Annotated in this window: 11 protein-coding genes and 1 pseudogene; 5 read left to right on the top strand and 7 right to left on the bottom strand. The window is 72.2% G+C overall.

The window, feature by feature from the left end:
• Positions 1 to 30 precede the first annotated feature (30 nt).
• From Q2K21_RS13645 to Q2K21_RS13615, 7 genes are all read right to left on the bottom strand, one after another.
• On the bottom strand, positions 31 to 1,896 hold the full coding sequence (locus tag Q2K21_RS13645; RefSeq protein WP_386275957.1) for a phosphatidylglycerol lysyltransferase domain-containing protein: 1,866 nt from the start codon (positions 1,894 to 1,896) through the stop codon (positions 31 to 33).
• Between the two features lie 177 nt (positions 1,897 to 2,073).
• Positions 2,074 to 3,033 (bottom strand): hypothetical protein, encoded by a 960-nt coding sequence (locus Q2K21_RS13640; protein WP_310770387.1) that lies wholly within the window; start codon positions 3,031 to 3,033, stop codon positions 2,074 to 2,076.
• A 141-nt stretch (positions 3,034 to 3,174) separates the two neighbouring features.
• The gene (locus Q2K21_RS13635; RefSeq protein ID WP_310770385.1) at positions 3,175 to 3,999 is read right to left on the bottom strand and encodes a helix-turn-helix domain-containing protein; all 825 of its coding nucleotides are present in this window, start codon (positions 3,997 to 3,999) and stop codon (positions 3,175 to 3,177) included.
• Positions 4,000 to 4,224: 225 nt separating this feature from the next.
• A complete protein-coding gene (locus Q2K21_RS13630) occupies positions 4,225 to 4,725 on the bottom strand; it encodes an SH3 domain-containing protein (RefSeq protein WP_310770383.1) in 501 nt (166 codons plus the stop codon).
• A 392-nt stretch (positions 4,726 to 5,117) separates the two neighbouring features.
• Entirely contained in the window at positions 5,118 to 7,238 is a 2,121-nt protein-coding gene (gene fusA / locus Q2K21_RS13625) for an elongation factor G (protein ID WP_310770381.1), read from the bottom strand.
• A 456-nt stretch (positions 7,239 to 7,694) separates the two neighbouring features.
• Positions 7,695 to 8,936 carry a serine hydrolase domain-containing protein gene (locus Q2K21_RS13620; protein ID WP_310770379.1) on the bottom strand — a complete coding sequence of 414 codons (1,242 nt, stop codon included), beginning with the start codon at positions 8,934 to 8,936 and terminating at the stop codon, positions 7,695 to 7,697.
• A 344-nt stretch (positions 8,937 to 9,280) separates the two neighbouring features.
• Positions 9,281 to 9,448 carry a hypothetical protein gene (locus tag Q2K21_RS13615; RefSeq protein ID WP_310770377.1) on the bottom strand — a complete coding sequence of 56 codons (168 nt, stop codon included), beginning with the start codon at positions 9,446 to 9,448 and terminating at the stop codon, positions 9,281 to 9,283.
• 18 nt (positions 9,449 to 9,466) lie between these two features.
• On the opposite strand from Q2K21_RS13615, the pseudogene Q2K21_RS35775 reads away from it, so the two are divergent.
• From Q2K21_RS35775 to Q2K21_RS13590, 5 genes and pseudogenes are all read left to right on the top strand, one after another.
• Positions 9,467 to 9,571, top strand: a pseudogene (locus Q2K21_RS35775) (helix-turn-helix domain-containing protein); the annotation flags it as partial.
• Positions 9,538 to 9,804 (top strand): zinc ribbon domain-containing protein, encoded by a 267-nt coding sequence (locus tag Q2K21_RS13605; protein ID WP_399043876.1) that lies wholly within the window; start codon positions 9,538 to 9,540, stop codon positions 9,802 to 9,804. The pseudogene Q2K21_RS35775 and the gene Q2K21_RS13605, both read left to right, overlap by 34 nt.
• Before the next feature lie 1,007 nt (positions 9,805 to 10,811).
• Positions 10,812 to 13,685, top strand: coding sequence for a SpoIIE family protein phosphatase (locus Q2K21_RS13600; protein WP_310770375.1), 2,874 nt, complete (start codon positions 10,812 to 10,814; stop codon positions 13,683 to 13,685).
• Positions 13,672 to 15,216 carry a sugar ABC transporter ATP-binding protein gene (locus tag Q2K21_RS13595; RefSeq protein WP_310780924.1) on the top strand — a complete coding sequence of 515 codons (1,545 nt, stop codon included), beginning with the start codon at positions 13,672 to 13,674 and terminating at the stop codon, positions 15,214 to 15,216. Before Q2K21_RS13600 ends, Q2K21_RS13595 begins: the two co-directional genes overlap by 14 nt.
• The gene (locus Q2K21_RS13590) at positions 15,213 to 16,325 is read left to right on the top strand and encodes an ABC transporter permease (RefSeq protein WP_310770373.1); all 1,113 of its coding nucleotides are present in this window, start codon (positions 15,213 to 15,215) and stop codon (positions 16,323 to 16,325) included. Before Q2K21_RS13595 ends, Q2K21_RS13590 begins: the two co-directional genes overlap by 4 nt.
• Positions 16,326 to 16,337: the final 12 nt, after the last annotated feature.

Raw genomic sequence — 16,337 nt, 5'->3', positions numbered from 1 at the left:
CCTCCTCTACGTCGCCCCGGGCATCGTGTCTCACCCCGGACCCGGGACTTTGCCGCCCGATGACTCACTCCGTACGTGCTCGACGACTCGTTCCGTACGCGCGGCCGCGCCGTGCCGTCGGCCGAAGAGGGACGGCAGGCTCGGCACGGTCAGGAAGCCCTCGGCGCGCGCACTGGCGATGCCGATGCGCGGGATGTCGGCGCTCTTCTCGAACAGCAGGAAGCGGGGCTCCCACACGGGCCGGTACTTGGCGTTGGCGCGGTAGAGGGACTCGATCTGCCACCAGCGGGAGAAGAAGGTCAGCACCGAGCGCCACAGCCGCAGCACGGGTCCGGCACCCAGGCGGGAGCCGCGTTCGAAGACCGCGCGGAACATGGCGAAGTTGAGCGACACCCGCTCGACGCCGAGCTCGCGGGCGCGCAGCAGCAGCTCGATGACCATGAACTCCATCAGGCCGTTCTCGCAGTCGCGGTCGCGGCGCATCAGATCGAGGGAGAGGCCGTGCTCACCCCAGGGGACGAAGCTGAGCAGGGCCCGGGGCTCGCCCTCGCCGTCGCGGCACTCCAGCATCACGCAGCTGTCGTCGGCCGGGTCGCCGAGGCGGCCCAGGGCCATGGAGAAACCGCGCTCGCTGCCGCCGTCGCGCCAGCGGTCGGCCTTCTCGATCAGGGCGGCCATGTCGGCCTCGGGGATGTCCCCGTGGCGACGGATGTGCACGGTGTACCCGGCGCGGCGCACGCGGTTGTGCGCCTGGCGAACGACCCGCATCGCGCGCCCCTCCAGGCTGAAGTCGGCGACGTCCACGATCGCCTCGTCACCCAGTTCGAGCGCGTCCAGACCGTGCCGGGCGTAGATCGTGCCTGCCTCTTCGCTCGCACCCATGACGGCGGGCGTCCAGGCGTGCCGGCGGGCTTCTTCCAGCCACTCCTCGATGGCGCCGGGCCAGGCCTCGGGGTCGCCGATCGGATCGCCGGAGGCCAGGGTGACGCCGCCGACCACCCGATAGGTGATGGCGGCCTTGCCGCTCGGGGACCAGATCGCGGCCTTGTCGCGGCGCAGCGCGAAATAGCCGAGCGAGTCCCGCTCGCCGTGCCGGGCGAGCAGGGCGCGCAGCCGCTGCTCGTCCTGTTCGCCGAGGAGTTCCCGGCCGCGGGGCGCGCGGAAGCAGGCGTACAGAACGAGAAGGAAGGAGGCCGCGATCAGGACGTTGACCGTGATGTCCACCCAGCGCGGGGCGTGCACGGCGTCGATGCGGTCGGCGAGCGGGCCGACGCTGACGCCGCGCAGCAGCGTGTACGCGACCTTGTCGGTCAGGGTGGCGCCGGGCACCTGGTTGGTGGCACTCACCAGCAGGGTGCCGATGCCGCCGCTGACGAGGATGCCGCAGGCGCCGACGATCAGCGCGAGGCGCGGGTTGGAGCGGTCCCCCACGGCCCGGAACTCCTTGCGGCCGAGCAGCAGCGCGGCGACAAAGAGGCCGGTGAGCAGGGCGGAGATCCAGTTGAAGGCATGCCGGCGGTAGGCGTCCTGGGTCAGGGCGAGGACGTAGAGCGCGAGGAGCGGGCCGGCGAGCAGCATGTTGAAGATCCACGCGGCCCGCTTGCGGCGCCGCATCACCATGGCCAGGAACAGCGCGAGGGCCGCGGAGACCAGACCGGCGGTGGCCAGGTACGGCGTGAAGTACTCGCCGACGTTGTGCTCGTGGACCTCTTCGCGGAAGGGCAGCGAGAGGACCGCCACGATGTTCAGCAGGGCCTGCAGCCGTAGGTACCAGACCGTGGCGGCGGCCGCCCTGGGGCGCAGACGGGCGAGGAAGGGCGGTGGTCCCCCGGCCGTCGCACCCTGCGGTCGCCGGGCGCGCTGCTGGGGGATCACTGCTTGCTGCTGTGCGGGCACCGCGATGACTCACCTTGATGAGAGAGAGGCCGGGGCGACCGGCATGGACGGAGGCTGACAGAGGGACTCGGGGACGGGCTGTCTGTCCTTGGTCCTCCCGGGCACTCGGACAGACCCTACGTGCTGTAGGGATGTCGGGAGCCTTGTCAAGGGTAGGAATAGGGCAAGAACTCGGGGCTACCGGGTGCGCTCCTCCGCGCCTGCGGCGCGCCCTTCGTCAGGGTCTCCGGGATCTGCGCGCCCTACGTCCACACGCCCGGCGTCCACACGCCCGGTCTCCGCACGGCCGCCCCTCGCACGCCCGGTCTCCGCACGGCCGCCCCCCGCACGTCCGTCCCTCACACGCCCGGCATCCGCACGCTCGGCACCCAAAGGCCCGGGGTCCGCGCGCCCGTCCCTCACACGCCCGGCATCCGCACGGCCGCCCCTCACACGCCCGTCCCCCGCACGCCCGGCGTTCCCGCGCCCGGCGTTCCCGCGCCCGGCGTTCCCGCGCCCGGCGTTCCCGCGCCAGGCATCCACACACTCATGCAGGAACGGCACCAGCCCCCGCTCCAGCACGGCGAGCTCCCACGCCTCGCGGGCCCGCCGCACCTCGGGGTCGCGCTCCGCCGGGTCGTCGCCGCACGGACCGGAACGGCCCCGAGCGCGTGCCGCCAGAAGCCAGGCGAGGTCCCCGAGGGCTGCTCCCGCCGTCACGGCGGCGGCGATCACCCCGGCCATCACGAGTCCGTCGCCGATGTGCGGGCGCGCGGCGAAGGCACGCAGGCCGAATCCGCACAGCAGGAACACGCCCGTGGCCACGGCCCCGAGGCTCGGCACCAGTACCGCGAGCACGGGCAGGAGTCCGTCCTTCGTGCGGCCGTCGCCGTAAGACGGCCCGTGCCGGCCGATGGCCGCGGCCCGCAGCGCGAGGTACCGGTCGTACTCGTCGGCCGGTACGCCGACGAGGCGGTCGCGCACCTCCAAGGCCTGTGCACGCAGACGCTCGCGCGACGCGCCCGCGCCCTCGTCGGCACCGGCGACGACGCCGGCGCCGTCGAGCGCGGCCGCGATCTCCGGGGAGTCCAGGGCCCGGTCCAGCATCCGCTCGAAGACCGGGTCCCTCACTGGTGACGGCTCGTCAGACTCCTGCATGCTCCCCCGATCGGCGGCAACACGCCGGCCGATACCGACCGGCGGACGGACGACGCAAACCCTACAACATGTAGGACAGCCCTCAGGAGCAGAGCGTTGACGCGGGGCACACCCAGCGTTCACCCCGGCCCGATCATCCGTTCAACGCTCCCCGGCGGGTTGCGCGTCCAGGCCGGTGCACGCCAGCTTGCCGTCCACCTGGGCGCATGCCTCCACACCTTCGGGTGAGCTCGCGGCGAGCATGGGGCTCGCCCAGCCGTCGGAGCCGTCTCCCGGGTACGCCGCGGACAGCACGTCCCGGCCCGACCGGACGGAGATGACGCGGGCGGCCGACGGCCGTACCTGGACCTCGGCCCAGGCGGTGCCGCAGGACGGCGAGTACTCCAGCCGCACGGCGTAGGAGGCGTCGCGGACCGTGCTCTTGGTCTGCGCGTCCCGGTCGCAGGAGGACACGTCGGGCAGTTGCCCCTGACAGGAGGCACCCCGGCACCGGGGCGAGGCGGCCGTGAGCCGCCCGCCCGGCGTACGCGAGTCGCCGGCCGCGACGAGGGTGACGGCCACGGCGGCGACCACGACGATCAGAGCGAGCGCCGACAGCGGCAGCCGCCGGGGCCGCACAGGCCACGCGGGCCACACGGGCCGCGCCGAGGGGTCGCCGCCGTACGACGGCACACCCTCTGGCGGCGGGCGGTCCGCCGACTCCCACAAGGCAAGTACGGGGGCCGGGTCGGCGCCGGCGAGCCGGGCGAGCGCCTCCACGGCCGAACCAGGGGGCCGCTGGGCGCCGTTGAGATAGCGGTGCCAGGCGGACTTGCTGTACGGGGTGCGCGCGGCCAGGGCCGCGAGGCTGAGACCGGTGCGCTCCTTCAGGTCGCGCAGTTCCTTCACGAACGGGCCGTCCGCCTGCGCGGGCGGGGCGGCCGTCGGCCGGCAGGGCCTCACCGTCCGTGCTGCGCCGGCTCTCACGGTCTCGATCCTTGGGGCTGTCGCATGACCTGTCCCTCGACACTGATTCCAGTTTGGGCGGTTCGCCCTGGTTGTCATGATGTGTTCCCAAGGGTGTGGTGCCGCCACACATGGATGCCGGTATGAGAAGGGTGAGTTGCGGGGTGGAGCGCGCCGACGGCCTGCCCGGGCACACACGGGTGGCCGGGCAGGCCGTCTTTCAGGGAACGGTGAGGGCGGGGCGCGTCAGCACCAGGGGATGGCGCCGCGCGTACGGACGTAGCGGGCGGAGACGTAGCCCTTGCCGCCCGCGAGCCGGTACCAGCGTCGGTTGCCGAAGACGTACGAGCCGTGCTTCTTGCAGACCACCAGCAACCGGCCGTTGACATGCCGGTGACCGATCACGCGGTAGCCGAGGCCGGGGCCGGAGCGGACGTTCAGCGAGATGTGCCGGGTGGCGACGCGCCCCACGACGCGGGCGCGGTGATGGTAGGCCGCCCCTGAGACGTGGTGAACGCGGCGGATGTGACGGACGTGGTGGTGGCACCGCGTGGAACGGTGCACGCGGTGACGGACCGGCGTGTGCCGGGCGGGGACGGGGAGCAGCGTGGGCGGGCGGTGCGAGGCCGTCGCGACGACCGGCGCCGATGCGGCGTGGTCGCCCTCGACGGCCACGGCCGCCGTCGGCACGAGCGCGAACAGCGCGACCGCGGCCATCAGGCCGCTCTGCAGTGTCCGACGAATCATGGAAACCTCCGGACTGATGGTGCCGATCACGAACCGTGATCTCGTCGCCCAGCGTTTCCGCGCCGACGGCCGGGAATTCCGTCCCGTTGTTCCAGGGATGACGGGAACGTCCCGCGGGACGAACGGGCGCAACCGCGCGGCCTCCCCCGCCCCGAAGCCCGACTCCGAGCCACCGCGCCGCCTTCGGCGAGCTTCCCCTCCTGATGCGGCGCCCGGCGACGGGCGTGCCGGGAATGAACAGCTGGAGCCACGACGCCGGCTCAGGCCCACGCCGCCGGACACCGCCGCCACAACCGACCACGGCGGGCCATGGCCTTGCGGACTTGCGGACAACGCCGGTCGCGACACGGACGGACGGTCCCGCCCGCGCAGGGGCGGGACCGTCGCCGCGACTACCGGGCCGCCGTCCCGTGGGGCGCGGGGGCGTAGCCCGCGGGCCGGGTCGTGAAAGCTCCCCGGCCCTGCGTACGGCTGCGCAACCGCGTCGCATAACCGAACAGTTCGACCAGCGGCACCGTCGCGGTGACAACCGCCGCACTCCCGCGCGCCGTCGAGCCCGAGACCCGGCCACGTCGTGCCGCCAGGTCGCCGAGCACCGCGCCGACGGCGTCCTCGGGCACGGTGACCGTGACTTCGGCCACCGGTTCCAGCAGGACCATCGCGCACGCCCGCAGCGCCTCCCGGAGCGCGAGCCGGCCGGCCGTACGGAACGCCATATCCGACGAGTCCTTCGGGTGGGTCGCCCCGTCGGTCAGCACGACGCGCAGCCCGGTCACCGGGTGACCGCCCAGCGGCCCCTCGGCCAGGGCGTCCCGGCAGCCGGCCTCGACCGCGCGGACGTACTCCTGCGGCACCCGTCCCCCGACGACCGTCGAGCGGAACGCGAAGCCGGTCGCGCCGCCGGAGTCGTCGTCGGCTGCCTCCAGCGGTGCCACGTCGAGGACGACATGGGCGAACTGTCCCGCGCCGCCGTCCTGTTTGACGTGCCGGTACACCAGCCCGGAGACCCCGCGGGCGACCGTTTCCCGGTAAGCCACGCTCGGCCGGCCGACGTTGACGTCAAGCCCATGGGCGAGGCGGATCTTCTCCACTGCCACCTCCAGATGGAGTTCGCCCATGCCGGACAGCACCGTCTGGCCGGTCTCGGGGTCGGTGCGGACCACCAGCGAGGGGTCCTCCTCGCCCAGCCGGGCCAGCGCCGACACCAGGCGGTCGGTGTCGGTGCTCCGGCGGGCCTCGACCGCGGCGGAGACGACCGGATCGGCGACCGTCGGCGGTTCCAGGACCAGCGGCGCCCCGGGCGCGCACAGCGTCGATCCGGCGCGGGCCGACTTCAGCCCGATCACCGCGACGATGTCCCCGGCCTCGGCCCGGTCCAGCTCGGCGTGCCGGTCGGCCTGGACGCGCAGGATCCGGCCGATCCGCTCGGTGCGCCGGGCGCCCGCGTCCATCACTGTCTCTCCCTTCCGAAGGGTGCCCGAATAGATACGCAGATAGGTGAGCCGGCCCGTGGCCGTGGCGTTCACCTTGAACGCCAGGGCCGCCAGCGGTGCCGCCGGGTCCGCCGCCCGCTCCTGCTCCGCGCCGTCCTGGGTGCCGCGCACCGGGGGCACGTCCAGCGGCGAGGGCAGGTACGCCACGGCCGCGTCCAGCAGCGGCTCGATCCCGCGGTTGCGGTAGGCCGAGCCGCACAGCACCACCACGCCGTCGCCGGTACGGGTCAGGTCACGCAGGGCGGAGGCCAGGGTCCGCGCGCTGAGCCCGGACCCGGCGCAGAACTCCTCCAGCGCCAGGGGGTGGAGTTCCGCCACGGCCTCCTCCAGCAGCCTGCGGCGCCGCAGCGCTTCGTCGCGCAGGGCGTCCGGCACGGGGCTTTCCTCGGCCGAGTCGCAGCCGTCGGCCCAGACCAGCGACCGCATGCGCGGCAGATCCACCACACCGGTGAACCCGTCCTCCGTACCGATCGGCATCTGGACGACCAGCGGCGCCGGGTGGAGCCGCTGCCGGATCGACTCCACCGCCGTGTCGAGATCGGCACCCGCGCGGTCCATCTTGTTGACGAAGGCGATCCGCGGCACCCCGTACCGGTCGGCCTGCCGCCACACCGACTCGCTCTGCGGCTCGACGCCCGCGACCGCGTCGAACACGGCGATAGCGCCGTCCAACACACGCAGCGAACGCTCGACCTCGTCGGCGAAGTCGACGTGGCCCGGAGTGTCGATCAGGTTGATCCGGTGGTCGTCCCAGACACAGCTGACGGCCGCGGCGAAGATGGTGATGCCACGGTCGCGTTCCTGCGGGTCGAAGTCGGTGACGGTCGTGCCGTCGTGGACCTCGCCGCGCTTGTGAGTGGTCCCGGTGAGGTACAGGATCCGCTCGGTGACGGTGGTCTTGCCGGCGTCGACGTGGGCGAGGATGCCCAGATTGCGAACGGCGGTGAGCGGACTGGTGAGTGCACTGGTGAGTGGACTGGCGAGTGCACTGGTGAGGTGACGGTGCGGGTCGGTACGCACGGCCCATGACCTTTCGGGTGATCCAACAGGGCGGCGCGATTCCCGGACGAACAGACCTGTGATGAAGCTGAGTTGAGGCATCCGGCCGAGCCAGTGGTGGCGGCGTGCGTGGCCGATAGGCCGATAGGCCGATAGGCCGGCAGGATCAGGTGGTCGTCACGGGCACATCCGGTTCCGGCCGCGCAGCCGGCACCGGACGTACGAGGACACGAGGATCACCTCGTACCGTGACCGGGGAACGACGACAGCGGTGCGCTCACGCACGGCCGGGCTCCCCTCACTCGTCACGGAACGCGCCGCGAGAACGGGGCGGCGCGCACTGCCTGGTTGAGTGTAGGGAACCGGTCGGCGGCGGAGCACTGGATTTTTCTCTCCCCTGCCCGCACCGGCCCCGGCATCCTTGCCTGCCTACCTGCCTACCTGCCTACCTGCCTAACCGCTTAACCGCTTAACCGCTTACCTGGCCGCGGGCTCCGCGGGCATGTTGAAGACGTGGCCCGGTGTGACGATCTTCGTGATCTCCTCGCCGAGGAGCGTGGTGGGCTCCTGGTTGTCATGGTCGATGTCGGTGTTCAGCAGGACGACGAGGGTCGCCCGTGCCGACGGCAGATAGACCACCAGGGACTCGTAGCCCGGCAGCGAACCGTTGTGCCCGATCCACCCCTGGACGCTGAAGATGCCGAGGCCGTACCCGATGCCCGGGACGGGGGTCGGGGGTGTGGTGAGCCGCTGCTTCTGCAGGTCGGGACTGATCAGGTCGCCGCCGCCGGGCAGTTTGCCCGTGGCCACCGTACGCGCCCATACGCGCAGGTCCTGCAGATTGGAGATCATCGCGCCGGCCGCCCAGGCCCATGAGGGGTTCCAGTCGGCCGCGTCCTGGACGTCCCCGTTCGCGGTCTGGGTCGTGTATCCCTGCGCGTGCGGGGTCGGGAACGTGGCGTCGACCGGCAGGAGCGTGTGGTCCAGGCCGGTCGGTTCAAGGACGTCCTTCTTGATGTGATCGTGCAGTTGCTGACCGGTGACCTTCTCGATGACGAGGCCGAGCAGGATGAGGTTGGTGTTGGAGTACTCGAACTTCTTTCCCGGCGGGAACAGCACATGGTGCTGGAAGGCGTAGCCGAGCAACTCCTGCGGGGTGAACGGCTGGTGTGGATCGTTCGTCAGCGCCTCGTAGAAGGCCTCGTCGTTGGAGTAGTTGAACAGGCCGCTGCGCATCCCGGCCAGCTCGCGCAGGGTGATCTTGCTTCCGTTGGGTACGCCTTCGACGTACTTCCCGATCGGATCGTCCAGGCTCACCTTGTGCCGGTCGACCAACTGCAGCAGCGCCGTCACGGTGAACGTCTTGGTCACGCTCCCGATCCGCATGTACAGATTCGGCGACATGGCCTGGCCGTTGCTCTGGTCGGCGAGCCCGAAGGACCGCACATAGTTGCCGTCGGGCGTCCACAGTCCTACGGTCACACCCGGGATGTTCGCCTCCCGCATGATCCGCTGGACGACGGTGTCGAGTTGCTGCGTCACGTCAGGGGTGATGTCACGGACCTCGTCCGGGGACGCCGATGTGGAAACGGACGGCGACGGTTTCGCCGGCGCGGCGGGGCCACCGCACCCGGCCACGCCCGCGATCGGCAGTGCGAACATTCCTGCCGCGGCGGCCGTCGCGGCCGCCCGACGCAAACGTATTCGGGAATGCGTCATGGAGTGACTCCCCACCATGCGAGGCCACGTTCCGCAACTCTGAGCACGAGCGTGTGTGCACGCCCGTGTGAGCACGAGTGCGGGATGAACATGTGTCCGCCTACGGCGCGACTGCACAGAAGCCGCAGGTCACGGCAGTGCCATGGGACACGGGCCGCAAGGTCCTGAACCTCCAGCATAAGAGCGCCCGCGCCCTGCCGCGCGTCGGCGCCCGACGCAATCCGGTCGGCGCCGTCCGGGTGATCCCCTCAGCCCCGGGCCCTCAGCCCGGGGCCCTGGGCCCTGTTGTCGACCTCGCGCCTGCCGGGCGACGCCCGGCCCGTCCCGCGGGCGGACGACGGGAGTTACGACAGGGCCCGGCGCGGCGCCGCCGTGGTCGAGCGGACCACGAGTCGCGGCGCGATGACGGTCTCGGGGCCCGGCGCCGCCTCCCCCTCCATCCGGGCGATGGCCCGGCCGACGGCGAGTTCCGCCAGGCGCGGTCTGCTCTCCTGATCTCTCCCGTAGCCCAAGTACGTACAGTGGCTCTCATGCAGCTTCGGTACAGCTTTCGCCTGTACCCGAATCACACCCAACGCGGCGCATTGGCACGGGCGTTCGGGTGCGCCCGCGTCGTGTTCAACGACGCCGTGCGCGCTTCGGCCGTTTCGTGCCGACCAGTCAGACCTGCTCGTACTGCGACCACGTGGATGGACCCAAGCCCCTCCACATCCGGGAATGGACCTGCCCCGCCTGCGGAGCCCTCCTCGACCGGGACATCAACTCCGCACGCAACGTGAAAAAGGCCGCCGGACTGGCGGTATCGGCCTGTGGAGCGCCGATGGCTACGACGTCCGCGGCGAGGTCTTCGGCTCAGCCGGCATGCTGACGATGGGCGACATCCGCCGCACCCATCTGACGGCCTACGGCTCCGGTGGCGTCGCCGCCGAGTGCGTCACCTACGACCAGGACCTCTTCCGCGACGCGTACGTCGCGGGACTCGCCGACTTCGCCGACAGTGTCCGCACGGGCCGCACGCCGTCGGTCACCGGCGGGGACGCCCGAGCCGCCCTGTCCATCGCCCTCGCGGCCGTCCAGTCGGCCGGGGCGGGCGGGGTCGGCAAGGCGGGCGGGTCGGCTGGACGGGTGGGCGGGGCGGCGGGCGGGTTGATCACACCGGTGACGGGGCCCAGCACGAACCCCTCGACCGCATCGCCCAGCCGGACCGACGCGGCCGGCGTCACAAAGCGGGCGGAGTCGGCAACGCGGGCGGTTCGATCGCATCGACGACGGGACCGGTCACGAAGCCCTCGACCGCATCGCCCACCCGGGCCGACGCGGGCGGTTCAACCGCATCGCCCACTCGGCCCGACACAGACGCTCCGCCCCCATCACCCACTCACCCCGACACGGCCGCCCCGACCGCCATGTCGGCGGCGACCACCGCGCCGCGGCACAACGCCGCGGCCATCCCGCCCTGCCCGATCCGGCCGCCCGACCCGGCCGATCCGGCCCCGCCCAGTCCGCCCTGCCCCGCCCACCGGCAGCGCCGAGCAACAGACACCCGGCCACCGGCCGCAGTGCGCTCGCGCGTATGCAGCGCCTGTAATCCTTGCGCGCGCAAGGCCAGCGGCACCCGGCCACCCACAGAGGGCAACCAATCTGACCACCCCGACCTGCGCGAGCCCCAATGGCCCGGCCTACCGGCCCCGGTCCCCGCCCCCCAAACCCCCAACCCCCAGCCCCCGGGCCCCGGGCCCCTTGACCCACCGCCGCGAAATAGGTAATTAGCCCGCTTTTGTCAAGAGAAGTTCTAAAATTGCCTAAGGCGCGGACCCCTTCCTGAAGGGGGTGACACGACAGCCCAGCGGCGATCCGGTGAGGGGAGTGATGCACATGGGGGTCGCTGAAGGCGGCATCGACCTCGCCCGTATCCGCGAGCACTTTCTGCAGGGCGGGCCGGTGGAAAGCGGTGTGCGGAGTCTGATCCTGAACTCCTGGCAACGCTGCCGACTGCTGGGGCTCTCCCCGGACCGGATGGAGCTCCCCTATCGACAGGACTTCGATCCGGAGGCCCGTCTCGTCCGCGCGGCCGATCCGGTCCTCGACCGGCTGGAGAACAGGTTCGCGGGCAGCCGGATGAACATCGGCCTCGCCGACGCCGAGGGGATGGTGCTCGCGCGCCGCTTCGGGGAGCGGTCCCTGGCCAGGCGACTGCCGCCCTTCCAGGTCGTCCCGGGGTTCGTGTTCGCCGAGCGGGTCGCCGGGACGAACGGCATCGGTACCGCTCTCGCGGAACGGCGGCTGTGCCGCATCCATGGCGCGGAGCACTTCGCCGAACGGGGTCAGGGGAACGCCTGTACCGCAATTCCGATCCGGGACCTGCTGAGCGGACGCATCGAGGGCGTCCTCTCTTTCGCCTGTCCGCGCGCCGAGGCGAACCCGGTCATGGACCTCCTGATCGGCAAGGCCGCCGACGCCATCGAGCACAGGCTCCTGGAGCAGAACTCGGCGCGCGAGCGCGCTCTCCTGCGGGCGTACCTGGATACCAAACGGGGCGCGGAGGCCGGTGACCGGCTCATCGACGGAGAGTCGATCGGCGTGGACGAACTGGCCCGGAGCGGACTGAACCGGCGCGACCAGACGATCCTCAGGGAGAAGGCCGCCGAGCTGATCTCCGCCGACCAGCGGGCCGCGGTCGAGGTGACCCTCACCGACGGTCGGCGGCTGACGCTCGTCAGCGATGTGGTGACGGGCCCGTCCGGCATGCAGGGCGTCGCCGTCGAGGCGGTACTGCACCATGAGGCGCCGCTGCCGCTGCTCACCGTCCCCGGCCATCTCGGCGAACCCCACGACCTCGCGCCGCGGCCCGCCGTCCCGCCGCCCAGGCATCTCCTCGGTCTCCCACCCGCCCGGCCGGCCACGGCACGGCCGCCCGCGACCATCCGTATCCCCGCCGACGCCGACAGCACCGAAGTCGGCGAGACGACGGCCGACCGGCGACTGGTCCTCGTGGGCGAGCCCGGAGTGGGGCGGTACGCCGTCGCGGCCCGGCGCCGCCTGGAGCTGCTGTCCGAGGCGAGCACCCGTATCGGCACCACCCTGGACGTACGCCGCACGGCGCTCGAACTCGCCGAGATGGCCGTCCCGCGGCTGGCCGACCACGTCGCCATCGACCTGCCCGAGGCCGTCCTGCGGGGCGAGGAAGCGGCCGATCCGCAGACCGGCATGATTCGCGTGGTGATGCACGGCATCCACGACGACTTCCCGTTCTACCCGGTCGGCCGGCGTGTCGACCCCCTGCCCGCCACACCCCAGTACCAGTGCCTGACCCTTGAGCAGGCGGTGCTGGCACCCGAGCTCGGGCTCGCCGCCGGCTGGATCTCCCAGCAGCCCGAGCACGCCGAGCGCCTTGTCGCCCGAGGCGTCCACTCCCTGATCGCCGCCCCGCTGCTGGCCCGCGGCGTCGTCCTGGGCATCGCCAGCTTCTACCGCTCGCAGTACCCGGCTCCCTTCGGCGACGACGACCGCTCCCTGGCCCAGGAACTCGCCACCCGCGCCGCCATCTGCATCGACAACGCCCGCCGCTACACCCGCGAGCACAGCATGGTCCTGGCGCTGCAGCGCAGCCTGCTCCCCACCCACCTGCCGGAACAGAGCGCCGTCGAGGTCGCCCACCGGTACCAGCCCGCCGAGAGCGAGGTCGGCGGGGACTGGTTCGACATCATCCCCCTGTCCGGCACCCGCGTCGCGCTCGTCGTCGGCGACGTGGTGGGCCACGGTCTGCACGCCGCCGTCACGATGGGCCGGCTACGGACCGCCGCACGCAACTACGCCGAGCTCGACCTCGCCCCCGACGAGATCCTCACCCACCTCGACAATCTCGTGGCGCGCCTGGACCGGGAGGAGGCCGGCGAGAAGCCCACCGTCGGAGGCGGCGACAACATCGGCGCCACTTGCCTGTACGCCGTCTACGACCCCACTTCGCAGCAGGCCACCGTGGCTCGCGCGGGCCATCTCCCGCCCGCGCTGGTCGACCCCGACGGCACCGTGACCTTCCCCGACCTGCCCGCCGGCCCTCCCCTCGGTCTCGGCGGCCTGCCCTTCGAATCGGCCGAGATCAAACTCCCCGAGGGCAGCCAGCTCGTCCTCTACACCGATGGACTCGTCGAGGACCGCCGACGGGACCCCGACACGGCCTTCGACCTGCTGCGCCGCGCACTCGCCCACAAGGACCGCCCACCCGACGACACCTGCCGGGCGATCCTGGAGACCGTGGCGCCCGAGCACCCCCGCGACGACATCGCACTGCTGGTCGCCCGCACCCTCGCCCTGGACCCGGACCGGATCGCCGACTGGTCGCTGCCAGCCGACCCGGCCCGCGTCTCCGAGATCCGCGGCGCTGTCACCCGCCGCCTGAGCGAATGGGGCCTGGCCGAGGTGTCGTTCACCGCGGAACTGCTGCTCAGCGAACTGGTCACCAACGCCGTCCGCTACGGCAGCGGACCGATCCAGGTACGCCTGATCCACGACCGCACCCTGATCTGCGAGGTCTCCGACACCAGCAGTACCGCCCCGCACCTGCGCCACGCCACCACCTACGACGAGGGCGGCCGGGGCCTGTTCCTGGTCGCGCAGCTCGCCCAGGCCTGGGGCACCCGCTACACCGCCGACGGCAAGGTCATCTGGGCCGAGTGCGCCCTGGAGACGCCCGGCGGCACCCCCGAGGCGGCGATGATGGACTGGGAGGCTGTTCCTGGCCTCGACTGACTCGACAGGTTCCGCCGCGAACCGCACCGGGGAACCCCTCGTCCGTATCCGGGGACTCGGCAAGCGGTTCGGCGGCACCGTCGCGCTGGCCTCGGTCGACCTCGACGTCCACCGGGGCAGCATCCTCGCCCTTCTCGGTCCCAACGGCGCCGGGAAGTCCACCCTCATCCAGGTCCTCGCCGGAGTCCACCGCGCCGACGAGGGAGAGATCACGGTCGCCGGGCATCCGCTCGGCACCGAGGCCGCCGCACGGAACATGTCCTTCATCCACCAGGACCTCGGACTCGTCGGATGGATGACGGTCGCCGAGAACATCGCCCTGGGCACCGGCTACCCCCGCCGCGGCGGCCTGATCTCCTGGCGGCGGGTGCGGGAGCGCTGCGCCCAGTCCCTGGACATCGTCGCCGGCCAGCTCGATCCCGGGGCCCGGATCGCCGACCTAGGCCGGGCCGAGCGCTCGCTGGTCGCCCTCGCTCGCGCGCTGTCCGCCCGGGCCGCGCTCATCGTGCTCGACGAGCCCACCGCCAGCCTGCCCGCGGCCGACTGCGTGCGGCTCTTCGACGTGCTGCACGCCCTGCGCGACCACGGCCACGGCATCGTCTACGTCAGCCACCGGATCGACGAGGTGTACCAGGTCGCCGACGCCTTCGCCGTCCTCCGCGACGGCCGCATCGTCAGCCAGGGCCGCCTCGCCGACCACCACCCGGCGCGTCTGGTGCGCGACATCGTCGGCCACAGGCCGGCCGACTACCACCCCACGGCCGCCCGCACGGACGGATCGGTCCTGCTCCGCCTGGACGACGTGCGCACCGAAAGCGCGGGCCCGGTCAGCCTCGGTCTCCGGTCCGGCGAGATCCTGGGGATGGTCGGTCTGACCGGGGCCGGTCACCTGGGCCTGGGCCGTGCTCTCGCCGGTTCCCGGCCGATCCTCGACGGACGGGTCCTGCTCGACGGCCGCCCGTACCACCCGCGGACGGTGACCGACGCCGTCGACGCCGGCGTCGGCTTCGTGACCAACGACCGTGTCGAGGAAGGCTGCCTGCCCGACCTCACCGTCCGCGAGAACTTCCTGCCCAACCCCGGCGCGGAGGGCCTGCGGGCGCTGCACTGGATCAGCCCCGGGCGGGAGCGCGCCAAGGCCGCCGCCCTGGTCGGGCGGTACGCGGTGCGCCCCCGCGACACCGAGGCCCATATCGCCACCCTGTCCGGGGGCAACCAGCAGAAGGTCATGGTGGGCCGGTGGCTGCGCCTGAACCGACGTCTGCTGATCCTGGAGGAGCCGACCGCCGGCATCGACGTCGGCGCCAAGGCCGCGATCTACCGCCTGCTCGACGACGCGCTCACCGCCGGTGTCGCCGTGCTGCTCATTTCCACCGACTTCGAGGAGATCGCCAACGTGTGCCATCGCGCCCTGGTATTCGTCCGCGGGGCCGTGACCGCCGAGCTGACCGGCGACAGCCTCACGGTCGCCAAGCTCACCCGCACGGCCTCGGCCATGCCGGCCATCACCGGGACGGCGACGGAGCGATGACCACCTCCCGCCCGCCCGAATCCCCGCTCGGCCGCGGGCCGGAATCCCGTCGGCCCCGATCCCCGCTGGGCCGCGTGAGCGGTCACTTCATCGGCGCCTACGGCCTGCTGCTCCTCACCGCCCTGCTGTTCCTCACCTTCTCCCTGGCCCGGCCGGACACCTTCCCGACCCTGGACAACGTCTCCTCGATCCTGTCCAACCAGTCCATCTCGGCGATCCTCGCGCTCGGGGCGACGATCCCGATCGCCACCGGCAGGTTCGACCTGTCCATCGGATACGGCCTGGGTCTGGCCCACGTCATGGTCCTGCACCTGATCGTGAGCGACGACTGGCCCTGGCCGGCGGCCTGCCTCGTCGTCATCATCGGCGCCGGAACCATCGGCGTCCTCAACGGCCTACTGGTGGAATTCGCCCGGATCGACTCCTTCATCGCCACCCTCGGCACCGGCACCGTGATGTACGGCGTCACCGGCTGGATCACCGCCGGCGCCCGGATCGTCCCCGGCCCCGAGGGCCTGCCCGACGCCTTCACGGACCTCTACGACTCGAAATTCCTCAACCTGCCCGCACCCGCCTTCTACGTCCTGGCGCTCGCCATCGTGTTGTGGCTGCTGCTGGAAAGGCTGCCGCTCGGCCGATACCTCTACGTCATCGGCTCCAACCCCCGAGCCGCCGACCTGGTCGGCATTCCCACCCGCCGCTATGGCGTCTACGCCTTCCTGGGCTCCGGCCTGGTCGTCGGCTTCGCCGGAGTGCTGCTCGCGGCCCAGCAGCAGCTCGGCAACCCGAGCGTCGGCATGGACTATCTGCTGCCGGCCTTCGTCGGCGCACTGCTGGGCTCGACCACCATCAAGCCGGGCCGCGCCAACGCCGCGGGAACCCTCGTCGCCGTCGCCGTCCTGGCCATCGGCCTGGCCGGCATCGGGCAGCTCGGCGCCGAGTTCTGGGTCACGCCGCTGTTCGACGGCGGCACTCTGCTGCTCGCGGTGGGCCTGGCCGGCTACGCCGCCCGCCGCCGCCTGCGCGCCGGAGCCACAACTGCCCGCCAAGAGCCCCCGCAGGAGACCGCGGCGCCACCGACCGGCAAAGGCCCGCCACAGAGCCCCTGACCGGGCCGGACC

Source organism: Streptomyces sp. CGMCC 4.7035 (assembly GCF_031583065.1).
GTDB classification, from domain to species: domain Bacteria; phylum Actinomycetota; class Actinomycetes; order Streptomycetales; family Streptomycetaceae; genus Streptomyces; species Streptomyces yaanensis.
The sequence above is the reverse complement of the archived record's forward strand: the minus strand, read 5'-3'. Positions and strand labels throughout refer to the sequence as shown.